At 39.2% G+C, this 19,368-nt stretch carries 13 protein-coding genes and 2 pseudogenes; 12 read left to right on the top strand and 3 right to left on the bottom strand.

The genetic code is table 11. The features are described 5' to 3' along the window. The 5 genes from H6G40_RS00005 to H6G40_RS00025 form a co-directional block, all read left to right on the top strand. The coding region (locus tag H6G40_RS00005) for a hypothetical protein (protein WP_242028685.1) at positions 1–718 on the top strand (718 nt) is incomplete at its 5' end. After that, positions 711–1,532, top strand: coding sequence for a hypothetical protein (locus tag H6G40_RS00010; RefSeq protein WP_069474771.1), 822 nt, complete (start codon positions 711–713; stop codon positions 1,530–1,532). The genes H6G40_RS00005 and H6G40_RS00010, both read left to right, overlap by 8 nt. A gap of 9 nt (positions 1,533–1,541) precedes the next feature. Beyond that, on the top strand, positions 1,542–1,754 hold the full coding sequence (locus tag H6G40_RS00015; protein ID WP_002753241.1) for a type II toxin-antitoxin system HicB family antitoxin: 213 nt from the start codon (positions 1,542–1,544) through the stop codon (positions 1,752–1,754). 22 nt (positions 1,755–1,776) lie between these two features. Next, positions 1,777–2,016, top strand: coding sequence for an antitoxin (locus H6G40_RS00020; RefSeq protein ID WP_002793069.1), 240 nt, complete (start codon positions 1,777–1,779; stop codon positions 2,014–2,016). Positions 2,017–2,025: 9 nt separating this feature from the next. Further along, entirely contained in the window at positions 2,026–2,454 is a 429-nt protein-coding gene (locus tag H6G40_RS00025; RefSeq protein WP_069474772.1) for a type II toxin-antitoxin system VapC family toxin, read from the top strand. Between the two features lie 4 nt (positions 2,455–2,458). On the opposite strand, the gene H6G40_RS00030 is transcribed toward H6G40_RS00025, so the two are convergent. Continuing rightward, positions 2,459–2,725 carry a hypothetical protein gene (locus tag H6G40_RS00030; RefSeq protein WP_002753235.1) on the bottom strand — a complete coding sequence of 89 codons (267 nt, stop codon included), beginning with the start codon at positions 2,723–2,725 and terminating at the stop codon, positions 2,459–2,461. A gap of 240 nt (positions 2,726–2,965) precedes the next feature. Then, complete coding sequence (locus H6G40_RS00035; RefSeq protein ID WP_069474773.1) at positions 2,966–5,062, bottom strand: caspase family protein; 2,097 nt, start codon at positions 5,060–5,062, stop codon at positions 2,966–2,968. Positions 5,063–5,596: 534 nt separating this feature from the next. Between H6G40_RS00035 and H6G40_RS00040 the strand changes: the two genes are divergently transcribed. After that, positions 5,597–9,373 (top strand): CHAT domain-containing protein, encoded by a 3,777-nt coding sequence (locus tag H6G40_RS00040; protein WP_069474774.1) that lies wholly within the window; start codon positions 5,597–5,599, stop codon positions 9,371–9,373. Positions 9,374–9,527: 154 nt separating this feature from the next. Next, positions 9,528–10,289: pseudogene (locus H6G40_RS00045) on the top strand (CHAT domain-containing protein); the annotation flags it as partial. Positions 10,290–10,543: 254 nt separating this feature from the next. Here the strand turns inward: H6G40_RS00045 and H6G40_RS00050 are convergent. Further along, complete coding sequence (locus tag H6G40_RS00050) at positions 10,544–11,731, bottom strand: glycosyltransferase (RefSeq protein WP_069474775.1); 1,188 nt, start codon at positions 11,729–11,731, stop codon at positions 10,544–10,546. Between the two features lie 152 nt (positions 11,732–11,883). Between H6G40_RS00050 and H6G40_RS00055 the strand changes: the two are divergent. The 5 genes and pseudogenes from H6G40_RS00055 to H6G40_RS00075 all read left to right on the top strand — a co-directional run bounded on the left by H6G40_RS00055 (position 11,884) and on the right by H6G40_RS00075 (position 19,207). After that, positions 11,884–13,106 (top strand): annotated as a pseudogene (locus H6G40_RS00055) (NAD(P)/FAD-dependent oxidoreductase). Between the two features lie 30 nt (positions 13,107–13,136). Next, positions 13,137–14,351, top strand: a complete 1,215-nt coding sequence (locus H6G40_RS00060; protein WP_069474776.1) for an S-layer homology domain-containing protein — start codon at positions 13,137–13,139, stop codon at positions 14,349–14,351. 417 nt (positions 14,352–14,768) lie between these two features. Continuing rightward, positions 14,769–16,997, top strand: a complete 2,229-nt coding sequence (locus tag H6G40_RS00065) for a heavy metal translocating P-type ATPase (RefSeq protein WP_190537096.1) — start codon at positions 14,769–14,771, stop codon at positions 16,995–16,997. Between the two features lie 80 nt (positions 16,998–17,077). Further along, positions 17,078–18,130 carry a uroporphyrinogen decarboxylase gene (hemE, locus tag H6G40_RS00070; RefSeq protein WP_069474777.1) on the top strand — a complete coding sequence of 351 codons (1,053 nt, stop codon included), beginning with the start codon at positions 17,078–17,080 and terminating at the stop codon, positions 18,128–18,130. A gap of 129 nt (positions 18,131–18,259) precedes the next feature. Beyond that, positions 18,260–19,207, top strand: a complete 948-nt coding sequence (locus tag H6G40_RS00075) for an NAD-dependent epimerase/dehydratase family protein (RefSeq protein ID WP_123231035.1) — start codon at positions 18,260–18,262, stop codon at positions 19,205–19,207. Positions 19,208–19,368 lie beyond the last annotated feature (161 nt).

A 19,368-nucleotide genomic window follows, 5' to 3' on the forward strand; every position in this document is an offset into this window, starting at 1 on the left:
TTGTAATGGGAGACTCTTTGTTTTCCTAGACAAAAATAATTACTTTTTCAAAAAAACACTTTTCTATTTTTTTGTTGGGTATTTTATTCTCTGGAAGTCCCTATCGGTGCGGATTATTTTTAATCAGCAGTGGCTTGATTTTCGCTTTGGACGGGTTAAGTTTGGTTTGCGGGGGGGAGAGTTACGCTTAAAACTGGAGAATGGCCAAATGCCTTCTGAGTTGAGAAATGAAGCGTTGAAAAAGATTTTAGCAAGGGAGTTGGAGATTGAACGTCAGTTAGGAGGAGAACAGGAAAGCAAGTCTCAACTAGAAGGCTCTATAACTCCTGATTTATCGAAAGCAAACTTAAAGGGAGTTAGAGAAAAGCGTCAAAAAAAGTCCCAGGGGGATAAGTTTCAGCTTAAAATAGCGCAAATTAGTCACAAGGGAGCAAATAATCAGCCTGTGTGGGTGTTCGAGAATAGGACAGGTGAGCCTGTTTTGATTGGGGAATTAGCGGATTCCCTGGGTAAAATGTTAATTGCGGGTGTTCCCTGGAGCGTTGAAGCGACATTTACTCATGAAATGCGTCAGGTTGTGATTACGGGTTTAGAAAATTTATTTAAAGATGATATTTCTGGACACAAATTAAACGTATTTGAGTTAGCAGTAGCTAAGTTATTTTTAAAGCATAAAACCCAACCCTATCTAAGTCGTCAGGTATTACGTTATGAGTGATGCAGATTTTATTCGAGAAGTTGAAGAACTGTACCTGCGTCTTGCTAATGCAGATACAGATGATCTGGTTGAGTTAGCTAAACTTGCGGGTTTAGACCCTAAAACAGATTTAGCCGACTCTGTTTGGGTTCCCTATCCCAGCTTTGGGGAATTTCGCCAAAACACCTTAGCGGCGGCGGTGCTGACAGATTATCTAAAAGAGCATGGGATAGAGGTAGATGCTGCGGCGGCTGATAATGCTCAAGTGGTACTACCCAAGCTAGGTAAACTGGAAGCTGTATTGATTCCTCAAGACTCTGGTGAAGAACTGTTAGATTTAAGCCAAATTAGGGTCGAAATTGACCTAAATCCGGCAACATTGGCCTATATTTTAGTCGAGTTAGGGGAAGGAGGAGCTTGGTTAACTGGGGTTCTGTTGAGTTCGGACCTGCGTCAGGATTTCCCAGAAGGCGGTGCGGTGTCTTTGTCCATGAGGAAACCTATATCGGCACTGTGGGAGGCTTACCGTCGGTGGGAAAACTGTCAGCAAATCATGGCGCAGTATATCGATAAACAAGGCTGGTCAGTGGAACAGCGATCGGAGGTAATCACAGTGTTAAACTGGGTATTGGACTATCGGCAGGACTATGAGCGTCCGACGCTATTAAAGGAGTTTTTAGAAGAGAAGGCCAGCGAGAATCATGAGAATTTTAAACCCTTAGTCTCGCGTCCGGAAGGGGTAAAGGAAGCAACGCCTGAGCCGTCTTCAGAGGGTGCGGTGGACTGGCTAGAGGTGGCGATGGATTTGCTTGATGAATTGGGAAAATGTATTTAAAAAATAATCATGAAAAGTATTAAAATAATTGTCGAAAAACACCCAGATGGCTATATTGCTTATCCTTTAGGTATTGAAGGTGTTGTCATTGGCGAAGGCGAATCATATCAAGAAGTGCTAGAAGATGCGAAATCAGCACTCCGTTTTCATATTGAAACCTTTGGAGTAGAAGTTTTAGATACTGAATATTCTGTCTTAGAAGCGTCTATTATAGTAAGGTGATCATTAAAAAAGAGGTCAACAGATGCAAAACTTACGTCAGGTTTCTTTACTAACAAGTGGACAAGAGCAAGTCTTAACTATTCCTCCTGAACTTGCCCTATCAAGCACAGAGGTTTTGTTACGCAAAGAAGGTCATCGCTTAATCATTGAGCCGATTTCTTCCGGTTCTCTAATTTCTTTGCTGACTACTTTGCCAGACATTACAGACAATTTTCCTGATATAGATGAAGGGTTGCTTCCCCTTGATGACATTACATTTTAGTACCACCCAATGACCTATCAATATCTGCTTGATACTAACATCCTATCACATTTGATCAGGTATCCCCAAGGTCAGGTTTTCCAGCATATTGTGGATGTCGGCGAAGAAAGCGTTTGTACGAGCATCATTGTGGCGTGTGAATTAAGATTTGGAGTGGTTAAAAGTGGTTCCTCCCGTCTGGTGCAGCAACTAGAACGCATCCTGGAGTTCTTGACAGTTTTGCCATTAGAATCAACTGTAGATAAGCACTATGCCCTAATTCGTAAACATTTGGAGCAAGCAGGAACCCCAATCGGTCCAAATGATTTACTGATTGCTGCTCATTCTCTAGCGCTTGATTTGACTCTTGTTACCGCAAATACTCGTGAATTTGAGCGTGTTCCTGGTTTAAAGTTAGAGAATTGGTTGATTGATTCTGTAATAATTTTTGGGGGATAATTTGTCATAAATGATCTTGCTGATGATGGTTTTGTATATATTCTGCCACTACTTTTTTGCGGTTTTCTCGCAATGACAAATCAGGTGGAGCATTTTCTAAAAGATGCTGAGGATGACCTCCCCGGCGTTGTAATAAAGTTTTACGCGGTTTTAAGCTTTGCCAATGTTCGTAAATGAGTTTTTTCAGAAGTTCTTCTGAGCTAATATTCTCTTCGGAAATGATGTCTGCTAGATAGCTCTCGGTTTCTCGATCTAGATTAATCGATAACATTGTTACTTCATGGGATAAATCAATATCTTTGATTATAGCTTAAAATCCATGATCGCACTCACCCCCCATCCCCAATTGAGTTTGCTAGAGAAAAATTCGGGGTACGGGCGAAGCATTCGGATAGGAAATCTAGGGTTTCAGTAATAGGTTATTGTCCGAATGCTTCGCCCCTACTAAATCATCTAACAATCCGTCGTAACGCACCACATCTATCATTAATTTAACTTTAATATCTAATCTTTAATCCCTAATCACCGTCACTTTTTTTTGTGTTGTTATCCATTTTTGACTAGGATAATTAGCCGGTTTTAAATTACGAATAGAGCTACCATTTTCATTAATAGTAGTTAGTAATACTTCCAAGGGGTTTTTAGCTTCTTCTAAATTTCTCAATTGCTTAGAAAAATGTGGCTGATCTAAACAAGGTAATTCTAACCAACGAAAATTAGTCGGATCAATAGTCGCAAAAGCTTTAATAATATCTACACCTTGCTTAAATCCTTCAGGAAGACTGGTTTGAAGTGTAATAATATCTTCTTGTCCTGGTTCAAATTCTTCAAATGAGCTAACTTCATCAGATGGATATATTTGAGAAATACTCCAATCTGGCTGTAAGACTAATAGAGTAACATTGAGACGTTTCGATGAATTATTTTTAATCCTCACAATAAACTGTTCATTAACCTTTATGTTTAACATATCACAAGGATTATGTAAGTCAGGACGGATTCCTGGTTGAAAATCGGGAGGAATTTCAAATAAATCGACTTGTAAAGCTTTTTTTAAAGGATTGAGTGAATCATAATTATTCAGTTCGTAAATTCCTTGATATTTTGCTAAGTGAATGAGACGATTAATGAGGGTAGTCGTAGCATTATGATCATTAAACTTTAGAACAGGTCTTAGATTAATTTTTTCTGTTCCTGAGTCCCAGATTTCATATTCTCCTGATTGATTGATAACTATTTGATAATGAGCATTTTCATTCTGTAAAACTAAATCTAACCAATTGGTTTCAGCTATTTTTTGATTAATCGTTTCTAAAAATGGTTTGAAATTGATACTTGAAAAATGGTAAGATTCTAAAAAAAGTAAGCGAACTTTTCGGACTAGGCTAATAGAGTTAGGATTGAGAAGAACCGCTTGATCTCCCTGAGTGATTTGTCTTAGCTGTTGTGGTTGCTCAGATAGAGGCTTAATTATAGCCCAAGAGGATGTTGCTCCCAAACTGGTAATATCAGCGATCGCTAATCGTTTTTCAATGCTAGTAAAATCTGTTCCTGACGGATAAACAGCTAACTGAGAACCCTGAACTAACCCATGTACTTGTCCTCCATTAATTTTAATTTGTTGTTGTTCCTCCTTCACCTCCATTATGGTAACAGCTTGATGTATAGGTCGTTTTTCATATCCAAATACTAAGCGGGTTCCCTCGCCAAGTAACATCGGTGTTTGTTTGGAAAACTGGCTGTTAATTTTTGCTAAAAGATAGTCATAAAGAACTTTGTAGGTTAACTCTGGATTGGGATGATCTAAAAACTTTAATAACCAATAAGTCAAGACTCCATTACGTTTATTTTCCTCAAAGGCATACTCATAAGCAGACTCAGAGGGACGACAAGCTGCAAGTAAAACATATCCCTTTGCATCAGGTAACATTCCACCATTGGCGGCAAGGTTTCGGGTAGGTGTTGGGCTGAGTTTTTGCCAAGCGGTGATTAATTCTTCTCTAGACGCAACTAAACTCTCACTGGATCGAATGGTCGTATCAATTGCGTTAATTCCTCGAATTTCTGTTTGATTTCCTCTAGTAGCCCCTCCTGAATGACAGCAATCTAGGACAAGTGTAACAATAAGTTGGCGATTGACTAAATTTTCCAGTAGAAAAGCTAGTTCAATATCCCGAATGTATCGGGTGTTAGGATTGCCAATATTAGTAGGCACTAGAGCTTCATCAATACCATCTTTTCCTTTAACCTCTGGATAGAGGGTAGTGGCGCGTCCTCCATGTCCTGAGTAGTGAATATAGACGCTGTCCCCCTGTTGTGCTATGTTAGCAAGCTGCTGAAATTTGGCTACTATATTTTCATAAGTGGGTAACTGTTCTGGTGGTTCAATAGGGTTATTAAATGTGTCCTGAGAAGCAGTAAGCTTGAGTATATTGTCAGACGGTAATTTAAGCTTGTGTTGAAGAAACGCTTCTACCTGATTAATATCTCGGACACATCCTTTTAAGTTCTGATATAAGCTTCCATCTGGGAGTTGATTGGGCAGATAGTGGTCAATTCCGATAAGTAGCCCATATAATTGTGGAGATTTTTGTCTTGAATCTGTCATAGTAAGGTTTGCAAGGCTCTCTTGGTCTTTGGCAATTATAAAATCAAATCTTGACAGAGGGACAGGCTGTTTAAGATATTTACGTCACAGGCTTTTTGGAGCATGGAGCATTCGATCAAAAAAGTTCGATAAGGGTCAGGTCCTACAAAAATCAAAAATCAGTCAAGCCCATGCTGTGTCATAATTTGGTTGAATTATAGCAAAATTATCCTTCTCTGGAAATTCGCATGATCGAAACGCTGAAAGTTTTAATTTTCGTGCTTATTGAGAAGGAAACTGTGAATTTGGCAAGTTCTGAGATTTTATAAGCCCCTCTGTGACTGTTTGAGGCATCTGAATCCTTACAGGTCGAGGTAGCTCCTTGACAATTTTGGAGAAGTTGAATATAATAGCATCCACATAATGGCTCTCTTGGGTTTTGTCTGTAAAATGTATCATTATAATACATTTTGATAGGAAGCCAGATTTTTCAGGTGGCTAAAAAGCCTTTTTTAATTCAACACTACTGACGGATTAAATCCGTTACATAAAAAAATGATTCCTAAGTTTTGGTTAAATATAGGTGGAATTATTGGGATAGCTGTATGTGGGCTGATCTCGATTTTTGCTGAAAGTTTTTCAATATCTCATGCCATTTTGTTGGTAGCTGGGATTTTAGTTTTTATTGTTCATTCTGTTGAACTCATCCCAAGATTTAGAGAGGTTGTTCTAACAAAAAAAATAAATAGCTTACTTAATTTATCATCAATTTTTAATTTAGGGTTGATTCCCTTTTCTCTTCTCTTATGTTACTATCAAATCATAGGCTGGTTATCTCGAAATTGGTATGATATTTATACTGGATTCCATGGGAATTATTCTATTCTGATAATGATGAGTGTCCCATTTGTTGTTTTACAGGTGCTTGTTTACTTATATATAGGTATGTTTGAAGCCAAAGGGGAGTTTCATTGGTCAAGAGGTGAATATCTGCAAGCCCTTAAAGTGACCAACAGTAACATTGAGCGGTGTAAGTGGGTTTATGGCCAAAAGCATTATAATACATCGACATTTATTTTTAACTTAGCTACTGTTTATCAAGAAATTGGAGAACAAGATAGTATAGATGTAAGGAGATTAGAAGAAGCCTTGAATAATTATACTAAAAGTAGTTTAGGTTATCGTAAAGATATATTAAAATTCTTATTATATATAGAAAAAAGATTGGATTTAGCTAATTTTTATATTTTGAGAAATAATGAATTGTATGGAAAACAGTATTTAGAAGAAACACTTCATGTGGTTCAGAAAGCATCTAACAATAAATGGTTGTCTCTCTTTGTTAAATTCGCTGTTATTTCGAGCTTAATTGGTCATTATATAACCCTTAATAATATAGATGATTGTCTAAGATTGATCTTCAACAAAGAAACAATAAAAGTTGAAAATGAGATTGAAGAAACTTTAACGCACTCCAAAAATAATTTATTAAAAAATATTTTATGCAATCCTTTTATAATGAGTTTTAAGGAAATAATTATAGCTTTAACATTAATTCTTCCATGTATTTACCCTTATCTAGATGAGAATGAAACTATTAGCGAACTATATATGTTGATCGTTCTTATACCAACTTTCCTACTTGTTCATATTCTTAATTGTTACTGGGATATAGCATATTTTGAATATCGTTTGAAAGTTCAGTTATTTTCACAATTTTTGAGTTGGATACAATTCAAAAATAACTTGGCTTCTATCGGAGAAAATGCTTCATTAATTGAGAAACAATATCAAAAAATTTCTAGATTTATACAAAAAATATCTAAAACTAAATTATTGTTTTCAGAGGCAATTAAAATCGTTATTCTTGCTGAATTGTATGTAATGATAGCTGAGTTAAAATTGAATCAAATTTCACATATTAATTTGTCTTTTCATGTTGCAGATGGAATGATTTATCCATCAAAAAAAATAGCCGAATTTTATCAAGAAGCCATAGAAAACTATGATAAAGCTCTCAGTTTTTATGAAAAAATTAATCACTCAAATATTGCCGAATTAAACATCAATTTATTTGGTGAGCCGAGCAAGCTTTCTGACAGCAAAATGATTTTCAAAAAACAACAATCTATGTCAGAAAGATATCGTACAGGATACGCCGAATGTCTTATAAACAAAGCTCTAGCTTATGCAGAGTTACAGGGTCTTAATGAGGAGGCAGAATCAATAATTACTACAAACTTTTCTAAAGCAAAGGATGTGTTAGAAATATCAACTAAAACTACCTCTATAGATAGTTATAGTTTTCAGTCTCGATTATCTCTATATGCTCAAGCCTTAAATAAATTAGGTTGGCTCTACTATGGTTTAAAAAGGTATGAAGATGCAGAAATTAAATATCAAGCAGCAGAGGAAATCTGTAACAATTTAGTTTCAATATTCTCTTTCGATTCGTTTTTATCGCCTAAATATTTGCTTGCTTTAAATCAAACATGGCTAGAAATAACGAAAGGCAATGCAGATGTAGCTCTTAACAAGCTTAAAGAGAGTCAAAAAAAGTTTGAGCAACTTGCTTGGCTAATGATTTCTATAAGTAATGAGAGAGTAAGGCTAGATTGTTGGATTCCGGTTCTTAAAGGTTGTGTATATCTTAGATTTAGTATTATCAATCGTTTTTTGCTTGGAGATATCTCAGAGATTAAGACACTCTTTGAAATTATTTTACAGGCTAAAGGAATCAGTGCAGAAATTCTAGCAGCTCAGAAAGATAAACTTTTAGAAAAGAAATATTCAAGATTGCAACCCCAACTTGAGCAACTTAGATTACTCCGCAAACAAATTGCTCATAAAGAAATTAATGGTCTTGCACCATTAGAAACTATAGCTGATTTTGAGAAGACTTTAGAGCTATCTTATCAAGAAAAAGAAAAATTAGAACAACAGTTAGCTGTTGAGATTCCAGAGTTAAATTTAAAATTAAAACTCAAAAATGTAACTTTAACAACAATTAGCAAAGCTCTTCCCAAAAATTATGCTTTGGTTGAATTTACCGTGTTATATGATTCAATAGAAGCGAAGGAAGTCAGAGAAGAATATTCTGATAATCCTCAAATGCTTTTAGAATATCAACCCTACTTTCGTTATGTAGCGTTTGTTTTATCATCGGAAAATCCTGAGAATGTTCAGATGATTGAAATAGGAGGAAGAGATCGAATTAACAAGATGATTGCCAACTTTAGGTCTTCAATTATAGGAGAATATGAAGAACGTAACTTAGAGGTTATTTCTTCTCAAAAAAACGATAAGAAAAAGCAAAATAGCAGAGAAAGTGGAATTGCTTTGCGTAAAGCTGTCTTTGATCCTTTAGTAAAAAATCTTGGAGATTGTCAACATATATTTATCTCACCTGATGGAGACCTAACGCGCTTACCTTTTGAAATTTTACCAACAGATAATGGTCAACGATTAATTGACAATTATTCTATTAGTTATCTAAGTTCGAGTAAAGATATTCTGCGTTTTGGCTTTAAAACTGATAGACAAGCCACAGATGCAATCGTCATAGCTGATCCAGACTTTGATTATGGTTTAGGTCAACATTCATTGGCAATAGATAAAGAACTAAATTCTTCTGGAAGACAATCTCGTGATTTGGATTTAGAGAAGCTAGAATTTAAAAGACTAGATGGAACTCGTCAAGAAGGAATTGAAATTGCTTCTTTGCTAGGTGTAGAGCCTTGGTTAGCAGAAAAAGCAGTCAAAGAAAAACTAGAATCTATTACCTCTCCCCTAATTTTACATATTGCAACTCATGGTTTTTTTGTAGAAGATAAACCAGAAATATTTCATCAAGAACAATTATTGAGTGCAGGTAAATCGCCAATTACTCAACAAGAAAATCCTTTATTACGTTCAGGTTTAGCCTTTGCAGGAGCTAATTGGAAACAGAAACAGTTTCGTCCTCCTTCAGAAGTTGGCAATGGAATTCTAACGGCTGAGGAAGTTTCTAACCTAGACCTTTCAGAAACAGAATTAGTGGTTCTTTCAGCTTGTGAAACAGGGTTAGGAGATGTTAAGACAGGAGAAGGAGTTTTTGGGTTGAGACGAGCCTTTGTCTTAGCAGGAGCAAAAACACTGGTCATGAGTCTCTGGAAAGTTCCCGATCAACAGACACAAGAATTAATGACAGAATTTTATCGTCGTCTGTTGTGGGGTGAAAGACGTGGAGAAGCTTTACGCAATGCTCAGTTAGAAATGAGAAAAAAATATCCAGATCCTTATTATTGGGGTGCTTTTATCTGTCAAGGCGAAATCAGTTCTATTTTGCGTTAAATGTCTATACCTAAACTTTTCTCATATAAATATACTGGTGAATTCACACAGCTAAAATAGTGTAATAGATAAGCTCAACTAAGGAGATCAATCATGGGAAGAGGTAGGCGAGATAAAGTTCATCTGACAGTCGAACAAAGACAAAACTTTGAACAAATCAGTCGCAGAGGATTTGCCCTATACTCCCCTAGAGTGTGAGTGGGTCGCCCAAACCTGGAACGTGCCTCGCCAACGGCGGCTGCAGGGGCGCACAGTCACCCCCGACTCTTATCTGCAATTGCTCAAACAAGTACAGGCTTTGCTCTCCAGCCACCACGCCACCAGCCGCGCCGATGATCCCCTCAACTCCCACCTCGTCCTAGACGGGGAGCAAAAAGTCACCCTCCGGGATTTACTTAGTCCCCTGTGGCGTTTCCCCGAATTGTCGGAAGTGTTTCTCTCCTGTTGTGAAACTGGTCTCAGTTTTGCCGGTTTCCGAGATGAAGAGGGAAACCTGCGACGGGAATTACTGGACGAACCCCTCAGCTTGGGTACAGGCTTTCTGTTGGGGGGCGCTCGTGCTGTGATTAGTAGTCATTGGGCGGTGGCTGATCTAGCGACGGCGCTGTTTTCCCGGGAGTACCATCGCGCCAGGCGGGCGGGAGAGGAACGTTTAACGGCTCTACATCAGGCTCGTCAAGCGCTGCGGGAGACTTGCCAAAAAGACTGGCGGGACCGTTTGACAGTCGATTATCAGCAGGCTTATCAGACTTGGCAACAAATGCGCCAAACTAAGGATCCCAACGTCAATGCTGCTGGGGCTAATTATCAGAAAATCGGCGAATTGATCAAGTGGCTTGGCAATTTTGCTCCCGACGCAGTGCCTTTTCAGGATTATCGTTACTGGGGGGCGTTTTATTGTCTGGGACTTCCTTAAAATTATGAATTATTTCCTTGTTGCAAGCGGGCGAAGCATTCAGATAGGAAATCTACGGTTTCAGCGATAGGTTATGCCCAAATGCTTCGCCCCTACTTTTTCAGCAATCTCTAATTAAGTAGATAAGTATTAAAAACTTTCAGATCACCCCGCCCCCCTTATTAAGGGGGGACTAAGGGGGGATCGGCACCCCCCTTATCAAGGGGGCAGGGGGGATCAAACCTAAAATCCATTTTTAATTTAATTATAACCAGCTAATTAGGATAAACTCGCCCTTTCCAACCTCCCCCTTGGCCGCGCCAATAACGCAGGGCAGAATCCACAGTCATTAAACTATAAAAGAGGGCAATTAGGGGTAAAGTTAAAGCCCGCAGGGGGGATAATTTATATAGTCTTAAAGTCGGGCTATAGGAAAGGGCGATTAGTAATAAAGTGACGGTGCTAATTATGATAATTGATGTTTCTTTTAAGACCAATCCCCAGATTAAGCCCAAGGGGGCGACTAAATAGGTTAAAAACATCCCGAAAATTGTGCCGATTAACCAAAGTGTTGAGTAATTTAGTTGCGTAAATGCGGTGCGGGCTACCATATTCCAAATGCTGGCTAAATCCGGATAGGGACGGAGACTATAGGTGCTTTCTGTTAATCCTAACCAGATGGAATTCTCGGTATTTTCGGGGTGATTTTGCAGATATTTTTTAACCGCAATCGCCAAAGAACAATCATCAATTAAAGCTTGTTTAAGAATCTCAATACCGCCAATTTTTTCTAGGATATCTCGGCGAATTAAAATGCAACCCCCGGCGGCGGCTGCTATCGGGGAATTAGGATTATTAACTAGGGGAAAAGGATAGAGTTTCTCGAAGAAAAAAACAAAGGCAGGAATAAGAAACTTTTCCCAAAAACTGTCACAGCGTAGCAACACCATCAGGGAAACTAAAGCTTGTTTTTCCTGTACTGCTTTAGTAACTAATTGGGTTAAATTATCTGCTGCGTGGGCAATATCAGCATCGGTGAAGAGAAAATAATCGGGTGCAAATTTCTCGGTAGCCTCTTTTATTCCCTGTTTCATTGCCCATAATTTACCCGTCCATCCTATCTCTAAAGGTTGTCCAGAAATAATAGTTATTTGTCCAGATTTATGAGATTGATCAGCAATTTCTTGAGCAACTTTTCCAGTGCCATCACTGCTTTGATCGTCAATTAAAATAATGGAAAATTCGCCTTGATAATCTTGTTTAAAGAGGGAAGCTAAACTGATGGGTAAAACGTCGGCTTCGTTTCGTGCGGGGATAATTGCCGAGACTTTTGGATAATTTTTTAAAGGAGAAGTGACAGGATTAATTTTTTGGTTAGATAGCCAAAATTGTCCCCTGGCTAAGATTAAATATAACCAAATTATCAGCGATAGGAAAGTAACTAATAATAATAAAAATGTCATAAGTTAGTCCGCATTTTGATGAGGGAATAGGGAACAGGTTAAAAAGAGTATCAAATTTAGATGCACAACAGCTTCATAAGTTTGGGGTTTAACAGAGGGCAAATTAGGGTAAAATAGAAGCAAGTTAGTAAGATTAGGCGAGGGAGTAAATCATGGATTATGATGTCGTAATTATTGGGGGCGGACCGGCGGGAGGTCACTGTGGTAGATTATTAAGTGAAAAAGGTTATCGTGTGCTTTTAGTGGAACAACATTCTAGTTGGCAAGATAATAACTTTTCTAGTGCCGCTTCTCCCCTAGAAATTTTAGAACAATTCAATCTCCCCGAAACCGTGGTGGCTAGGTTTTGGAAAAATATCGAAATTATCTCCACTAGCATACATCATTTTTGGTCATCACCGCAACCTTTAGGGGTAGTTTTTGATTTTGCCAAGTTGCGAGAGTTTTTAGCCGCAGAAGTGCTGCGTTGGGGGGTAGAAGTTCGTTTAGGTTGTCGTTATCTGAAATATGAACAAACGGAGAATCAGCTAACTGTTTTCTTGAAATCAAAAGGCGAGGAAATCGAGACAGTTACTACTCGTTTATTGGTTGATGCTACCGGATACGCTAGAGCAGTTATGTATAAATATAGACGAGAAAAACCTGATTTTTTAAAGGGGGTAGGTATTGAATATTTAATTGCTGTGCCAGAAGTAGATTTCAAAAATATCAAGATAATTTAGTATTTTTTATCGGTCATAAATGGAGTCCTAAAGGTTATGGCTGGATTTTTCCTATGGATAATCAGCAATTAAAAATAGGAGCCGCTTGGTTAGAGGGAGAACATCCTTATATTTCTGAAGTTAAGCCTTTAAAAAGTTATATTATCGAGATAATAAAAGACTACATGAACTTAGATAATTATGATCTAGTAGAGCAACACGGTTCCATCGTGGAATATTCCTCTGGACTGCAAGATATTTACTATAAAAAACCAAATATTATCGCCATAGGTGATGCAGTTTCAACTATTAATGCTTTAGGAGGGGAAGGTATTCGCCATGCTATGAAAGGAGCCGAAATTGCTTGTCAATACATGGAAGAATATTTACAGGGAAAATCGAGTAATTTTGCCGCTTATCAACGGAGGATGCAAGAATATTTTCAACCCAAATGGAATTTATCTGCTCGCCTCAGTCGCAAAGTTTATTTAAAATATAGTGATGCGCGTATTGATCAAGGATTATCCTATCTCAAGCACCTTTCCACCCAGGATATAATCGACTTTTTATTTTACTACAAATTTGAAAAATACACAAAAGGGTTAGGAGGATTTCTGCTGGGGAAATTACGTCAATGGTGGCGCAAAATTTTTCCTAGTCAAAAACCTGAGTAAATAGGCTAGGATAAAGCTAAGGAAACAATATTGGTAAAGACCGTGAGTAAGTTTATTCGCTACAGTACAATTATCACTCTGCTGGGCATTTTAGCAGCCTGTAGTGGCAATCCTGCCCTAGAAAATCGTCTGGCTGCCGATCCTAATCTACAAACAAATCCCATACCAGAAAACTCTCCTAATAACCAGCAATTACCCGCAAATTTTCCCGCAGAAATTCCTCGATATAGTCAATCAGAATTATTATCCGTGCAGACAAATCCTGATAATACTGGTGGACAAACCCGTTGGCAATCCAATGATCCCAGCAATGCGATCGAGGCTTTTTATCAACAGGAATTAGTTAATAATAATTGGGAAATTATCACTCCCTTTTCTGGGGAAGGAGTTAATAGTACCCTAACGGCCCGTCGAGATAATTTAGAGTTAACTATCACCATAACTGCCACTTCTCCCAATACCGAATATAGCCTCGATTATCGTCCAATAGGAACCCCGATTGCTTCTCCTAGTCCCTCCCCTAGTCCCTCCCCTATTTCTTCCCCATTGCCAAATCTTAATCCCACCAGTTTTAACGATCTCGAATCCTTACCTAATCCCTTAAAGAGCCACATTCAAGACTTAGCTAAATTAGGAGTATTAACAGGTAATAATAATCAGTTTAACCCTAATAATACCATAACGCGCCGAGAATTTGCTCGCTGGTTGTTACAGGCTAATAATGCCATTTATGCCAATGTAGCGGGTAAACAAATCCGTTTAGCTACTCCCAATAGTTCCCCAGCTTTTAGTGATGTTAAAAATAACGATCCCGATTATATTTATATTCAAGGATTAGCGGAAGCGGGGTTAATTCCCTCTCCTTTAACGGGAGATAGTAGCGCCCTTTTATTCCGTCCCAATGCTCCTTTAACCCGGGAAGATTTAATCGCGTGGAAAGTGCCATTAGATATTAGAAAAGCTTTACCGAGTGCCAATCTTGATACGATTAAAAATACTTGGGGTTTTCAGGATACCAATAAAATTAACCCGCAGCTGGTGCGCGCTCTTTATGCCGATTTTCAAAATGCCGAACAAGCCAATATTCGGCGAGTTTTTGGTTTTACTACCCTATTTCAGCCAAAAAGACCAGTAACTCGCGCTGAAGCTGCCGCTACTTTATGGTATTTTGGTTTTCAGGGTGATGGTGTTTCTGCTGCCGATGCTGTGCAGGGTCAAGATACGCAACAGAGTGGGGTTAATTAGGGTTTGCGGCAAAAAGTTTTTCCTGGGGGCAGGGTGTGGGGTGTGGGGTGTGGGGTGTGGGGTGTGGGGTGTAGGGTTTTACCGATTTTGAGGGGGTCAATTACCTAATTTTCAGGGAAAAAGTCCAGGAATTTTCCCCCCGATCACTCGCATATCCGGTACTTTTTGATTGACAAAAAGTCTAAAAGTCTTACCCAACAAGGTTTTTAGATTTATTCAGCAAGCCCTAATTGAAATTTGTCCATAAAAATTAAGGGTGTGTTAGGAAAATACAAGCACTCTTTTTGACATTTCTTCATATCTATTCAGAAAAATTAACAAAGGATTCTTGACCCGGCAGCTAGGGGAATATTTTATGCTAAAGATATAACTCTGCTGCAGGGGATTTTCTTGCTGACTTCCGCTGCTATTAACATTATGACCCATCAAACTCTCAAACTCGCCGGGATGAGTTGCGCTGGTTGTGCTGATTCGATCGAACGGATAATTAAATCTATCCCCGGAGTGATTCGATGTCAAGTTAATTTTGGCATGGAACAGGTGGATGTGGACTATGATCCCAAGCGTACCGATCTTAACACTATTCAAGCAAAAGTTAGGGATGCCGGTTTCCAAGCTACACCGATAACGGAAATTAATCTCGAATCCAGGCCAGAAAAAGAACTTCTCACTAAACTATCGATCGCTATTGTTATTAGCATTATACTTTTTATCGGTTCTTTGCCGATGATGACGGGTTTATCTCTATCTTTTATTCCCCACTGGTTACACGCTCCCTTATTACAATTAATTCTCGCTACTCCCGTCCAATTTTGGTGTGGTCAAAGTTTTTATAAAAATGCTTGGAAAGCCTTTAAAAATCGCACTGCCACCATGGACACTTTAGTAGTTTTGGGAACCAGTGCCGCCTATTTTTATTCCCTGTTTTTAACCTTCGGGAGCGATTTTATCGAAAAACAGGGGTTTAATTCCCATGTCTATTACGAAGCATCAGCTATCGTCATTACTCTGATTTTACTCGGTCGTTTCCTCGAAAAACGTGCCAGAAAAGAAACGGCCGCCGCTATTAAACAATTAATGGGATTACAGGCAAAAACTGCTAGGGTAATTAGGGAAGAACAGACGCTAGATATACCAATAGAAGAGGTGAAAGTAGGAGATATAATTTTAGTGCGTCCGGGGGAAAAAATTCCCGTCGATGGCATAATTATCCAAGGCAGTTCTAGCATTGATGAATCGATGGTGACAGGGGAAAGTTTACCCGTGCGAAAAACCGTCAATCAACAGGTAATCGGGGCGACAATTAATAAAACCGGTAGCCTACAAATGCAAGCGTTACGGGTGGGAAAAGATACGGTTTTAGCTCAGATTGTCCGATTAGTGCAAACCGCGCAAGCATCAAAAGCACCTATACAAAGATTAGTTGATCGAGTGACTGCTTATTTTGTGCCGGTGGTGATGATTATTGCCGTAATAACTTTCCTATTTTGGATTCTCCGCACGGGTAATCTCACCCTCGCTTTGATTACAATGGTGGAAGTCCTAATTATCGCTTGTCCCTGTGCGCTAGGATTAGCTACACCCACCTCGATTATGGTGGGAACAGGACAGGGAGCAAAACAGGGAATTTTAATTAAAAATGCCGAAAGTTTAGAATTGGCCCAGGGTATTACTACTATTGTTCTCGATAAAACGGGAACTCTCACCCAGGGGAAACCAACGGTGACGGACTTCTTGACTCGCGAGGGGGTGAGGGATGGACGGGAATTATCGCTGCTGCAGTTAGTCGTATCGGTGGAGAATCATTCTGAACACCCGCTAGGAGAAGCAATAGTTAGATATGGGCAGTTAAACCAGATTAAAACCCTAGAAGTAAGCGAATTTGACTCAATAACTGGGTCAGGAGTGCAGGGAAAAGTCGGGTCAGATTTCGTGCAAATCGGGACACAACAATGGTTAGAAAGTCAAGGGATCGAAACAAAAGTTCTTAAAAAAGTCGCCCACGATTGGGAATGGCAGAAAAAAACCGTGGCTTGGATAGCGGTTAACGGGCGTTTAGAGGGGGTGATCGCCATTTCCGACGTTTTAAAACCTTTTTCTTCCTTAGTGGTCGCCAAGCTCAAAAAAATGGGCTTAGAGGTGATGATGATGACGGGGGACAACCTCGAAACCGCAGAAGCGATCGCCAGAGAGTTGGGTATCTGGCGCTTTTTTGCCGCACTCCGTCCCGAACAAAAAGCCGAAAAAATTGAATATTTGCAGAAAAAAGGGAAAATTGTCGCCATGGTTGGCGATGGTATCAATGATGCGATCGCATTGGCGCAAGCGGACTTAGGTATTGCCATTGGCACGGGGACCGATGTAGCGATCGCCGCCAGTGATATAACCTTAATTTCGGGAGATTTAGAGGGAATTGTGACTGCTATTGAGTTAAGTCGGGCAACAATGCGAAATATCAAAGAAAATCTCTTTTTTGCTTTTATTTATAACCTGATTGCCATTCCCATCGCTGCCGGAGTCCTCTATCCTTTTCTGCTCAATCCGATTATTGCCGGTGCTGCCATGGCTTTAAGTTCCCTTTCCGTGGTGACGAATGCTTTACGATTGCGTCGAGTTCGTCCCAGGGTGGGGAATAATTTTCGTTAACAATTCTTAAGGAAAAACCAGAAAAATTAGCTGTACGGGGGATGATACCGTAGAAAAGGCAATAGAATAATCATCCTGATATGACTGACTCCCCTGAAATACCTTATTTATTACGCGCTGCCAAAGGAGAAATCTTACCCCGTCCTCCCGTGTGGATGATGAGACAAGCAGGACGTTATATGCAGATTTATCGGGAATTGCGGGATAAATACCCCAGTTTTCGGGAAAGATCGGAAAATGCCGATTTAGCGATCGAAATCTCCCTGCAACCTTGGCGTGCTTTTCAACCGGATGGGGTGATCATGTTCTCCGATATCCTCACTCCCCTAGCGGGAATTGGTATTCCCTTTGATATTATCGAAAGTAAGGGGCCGATTATCGATTCTCCCATTCGTACTCAAGCGCAGGTGGACCAACTTAATCCCCTCGATCCCGATCAGTCTTTACCTTTTATCAAAACGATTTTAAAAACCCTGCGTCAAGAGGTGGGAAATAAATCCACTGTCCTCGGTTTTGTCGGAGCGCCTTGGACTTTAGCAGCCTATGCAGTGGAAGGGAAAGGTTCTAAAAGTTATTCTGTGATTAAAGGGATGGCTTTTTCGGAACCCTCGGTACTGCACCAATTTTTAGATAAATTAGCGGATATGATTGCCACCTATGTCCGTTATCAAATTGATTGTGGGGCGCAAGTGGTACAAATGTTCGACTCTTGGGCGGGTCAATTAACTCCCCAAGATTACGATGTTTTTGCCTTACCCTATCAACAAAAAGTAGTTCGTTTGGTGAAAGAAACCCATCCCGATACACCGTTAATTCTCTACATTAGTGGCAGCGCCGGCGTTTTGGAAAGAATGGGTAAATCGGGGGTTGATATTATTAGCGTCGATTGGACCGTGGATCTGGCCGAAGCGAGACAGCGTTTAGGTAAATCGATGATGGTTCAAGGTAATATCGATCCGGGGGTTTTATTCGGTTCCCAGTCTTTTATTCGCGAGCGGATTATTGATACTATTCGTAAAGCAGGTAATCAAGGTCATATTCTTAATTTAGGTCATGGTGTTTTGGTGGGAACTCCTGAAGATAACGTGCGTTTCTTCTTTGAAACTGCTAAACAATTTAGTTATCAGGACTAGGGAACATGGGGTGGGGAAATGGGGAAATGGGGGAATTCAACTAAAACCCTAAAACCCTAAAACCCCAACACCCCAACACCCTTTTGACTTTCACACTGTCCCCTAAATTCTGCCGTATCAATTAAAATAATGAAAAAGATATTTCTAACGGGTGTGAGTGGCTGTATTGGGCATTATATCGCCGAGATTTTACTGGAAAATCCCGACTATGAATTATATTTTTTAGTTCGTAATCCAGAGAAGTTAAAATTTACTTATCAAGGGCGATCAAATGTTCATATACTTTTAGGCGATATGCAAAATATTGGGGTATATGCCGAGCTTTTAAAAACAATGAATATAGCGGTTTTAATCGCTACCAGTTGGGGAGGAGAGGAGGAAAGTTATCAAATTAATGTGGTAAAAACCCTAGAATTAATTAGTTATTTAGATGCTCAAATCTGCGAGAAAGTCCTCTACTTTTCCACTGCCAGCATTCTCAATCAAAATAATCAACCTTTGCCCGAAGCTGGGGAAATAGGAACTAATTATATCCGCACTAAATATATTTGTTATAGTAAATTTGCTCACCTAGAAATCGCCGATAAAATTATCACTTTATACCCCACTTTTGTCTTAGGTGGTGACGAAAATAAACCCTATTCTCATATCTATGGGGGTTTACCGGATGTGTTGAAATATATCGGTTTAGTGCGTTGGTTTCAAGCTGATGGCAGTTTTCATTTTATCCATGCCAAAGATATAGCTCAAGTGGTGAATTATTTAATCGAAAATCCCGCACCAGAAAGCAAAATTGTCCTAGGCAATCAACGCACAACAGCTAACCAAGCAGTGGAGGAAATCTGTACTTATTTAAACAAAAAAATCTATTTTCGCATTCCTTTATCTTTAACCATTGCTAACTTTTTTATCAAAGTTTTTAACTTGCAGATGGAAGCATGGGACCGTTTTGCGATGAATTATCGCCACTTCACCCACATTAAAACCTATACTCCTGCTGATTTTGGTTTAAAAAACCATTGTTCCACCCTCGATGATGTTTTAACCCTGCGAGGAATTCCCCGAAAAAAACCCTAAGTAGAGGGGACGGAAAAATATGTGTAATTAATTCTGTCTGGATACTTACAGCGTTTCCCTAAAGATGAAGTCTAACCTAATTCCGCGACTGACTCCCCAAAACGAAAACTTCCCACCTCACCATTAAGATAACTGCTCTATCGGTGATTCTTGAATTAGTA

It is taken from the genome of Microcystis viridis FACHB-1342 (genome assembly GCF_014698335.1).
Taxonomy (GTDB): Bacteria; Cyanobacteriota; Cyanobacteriia; order Cyanobacteriales; family Microcystaceae; genus Microcystis; species Microcystis ichthyoblabe_A.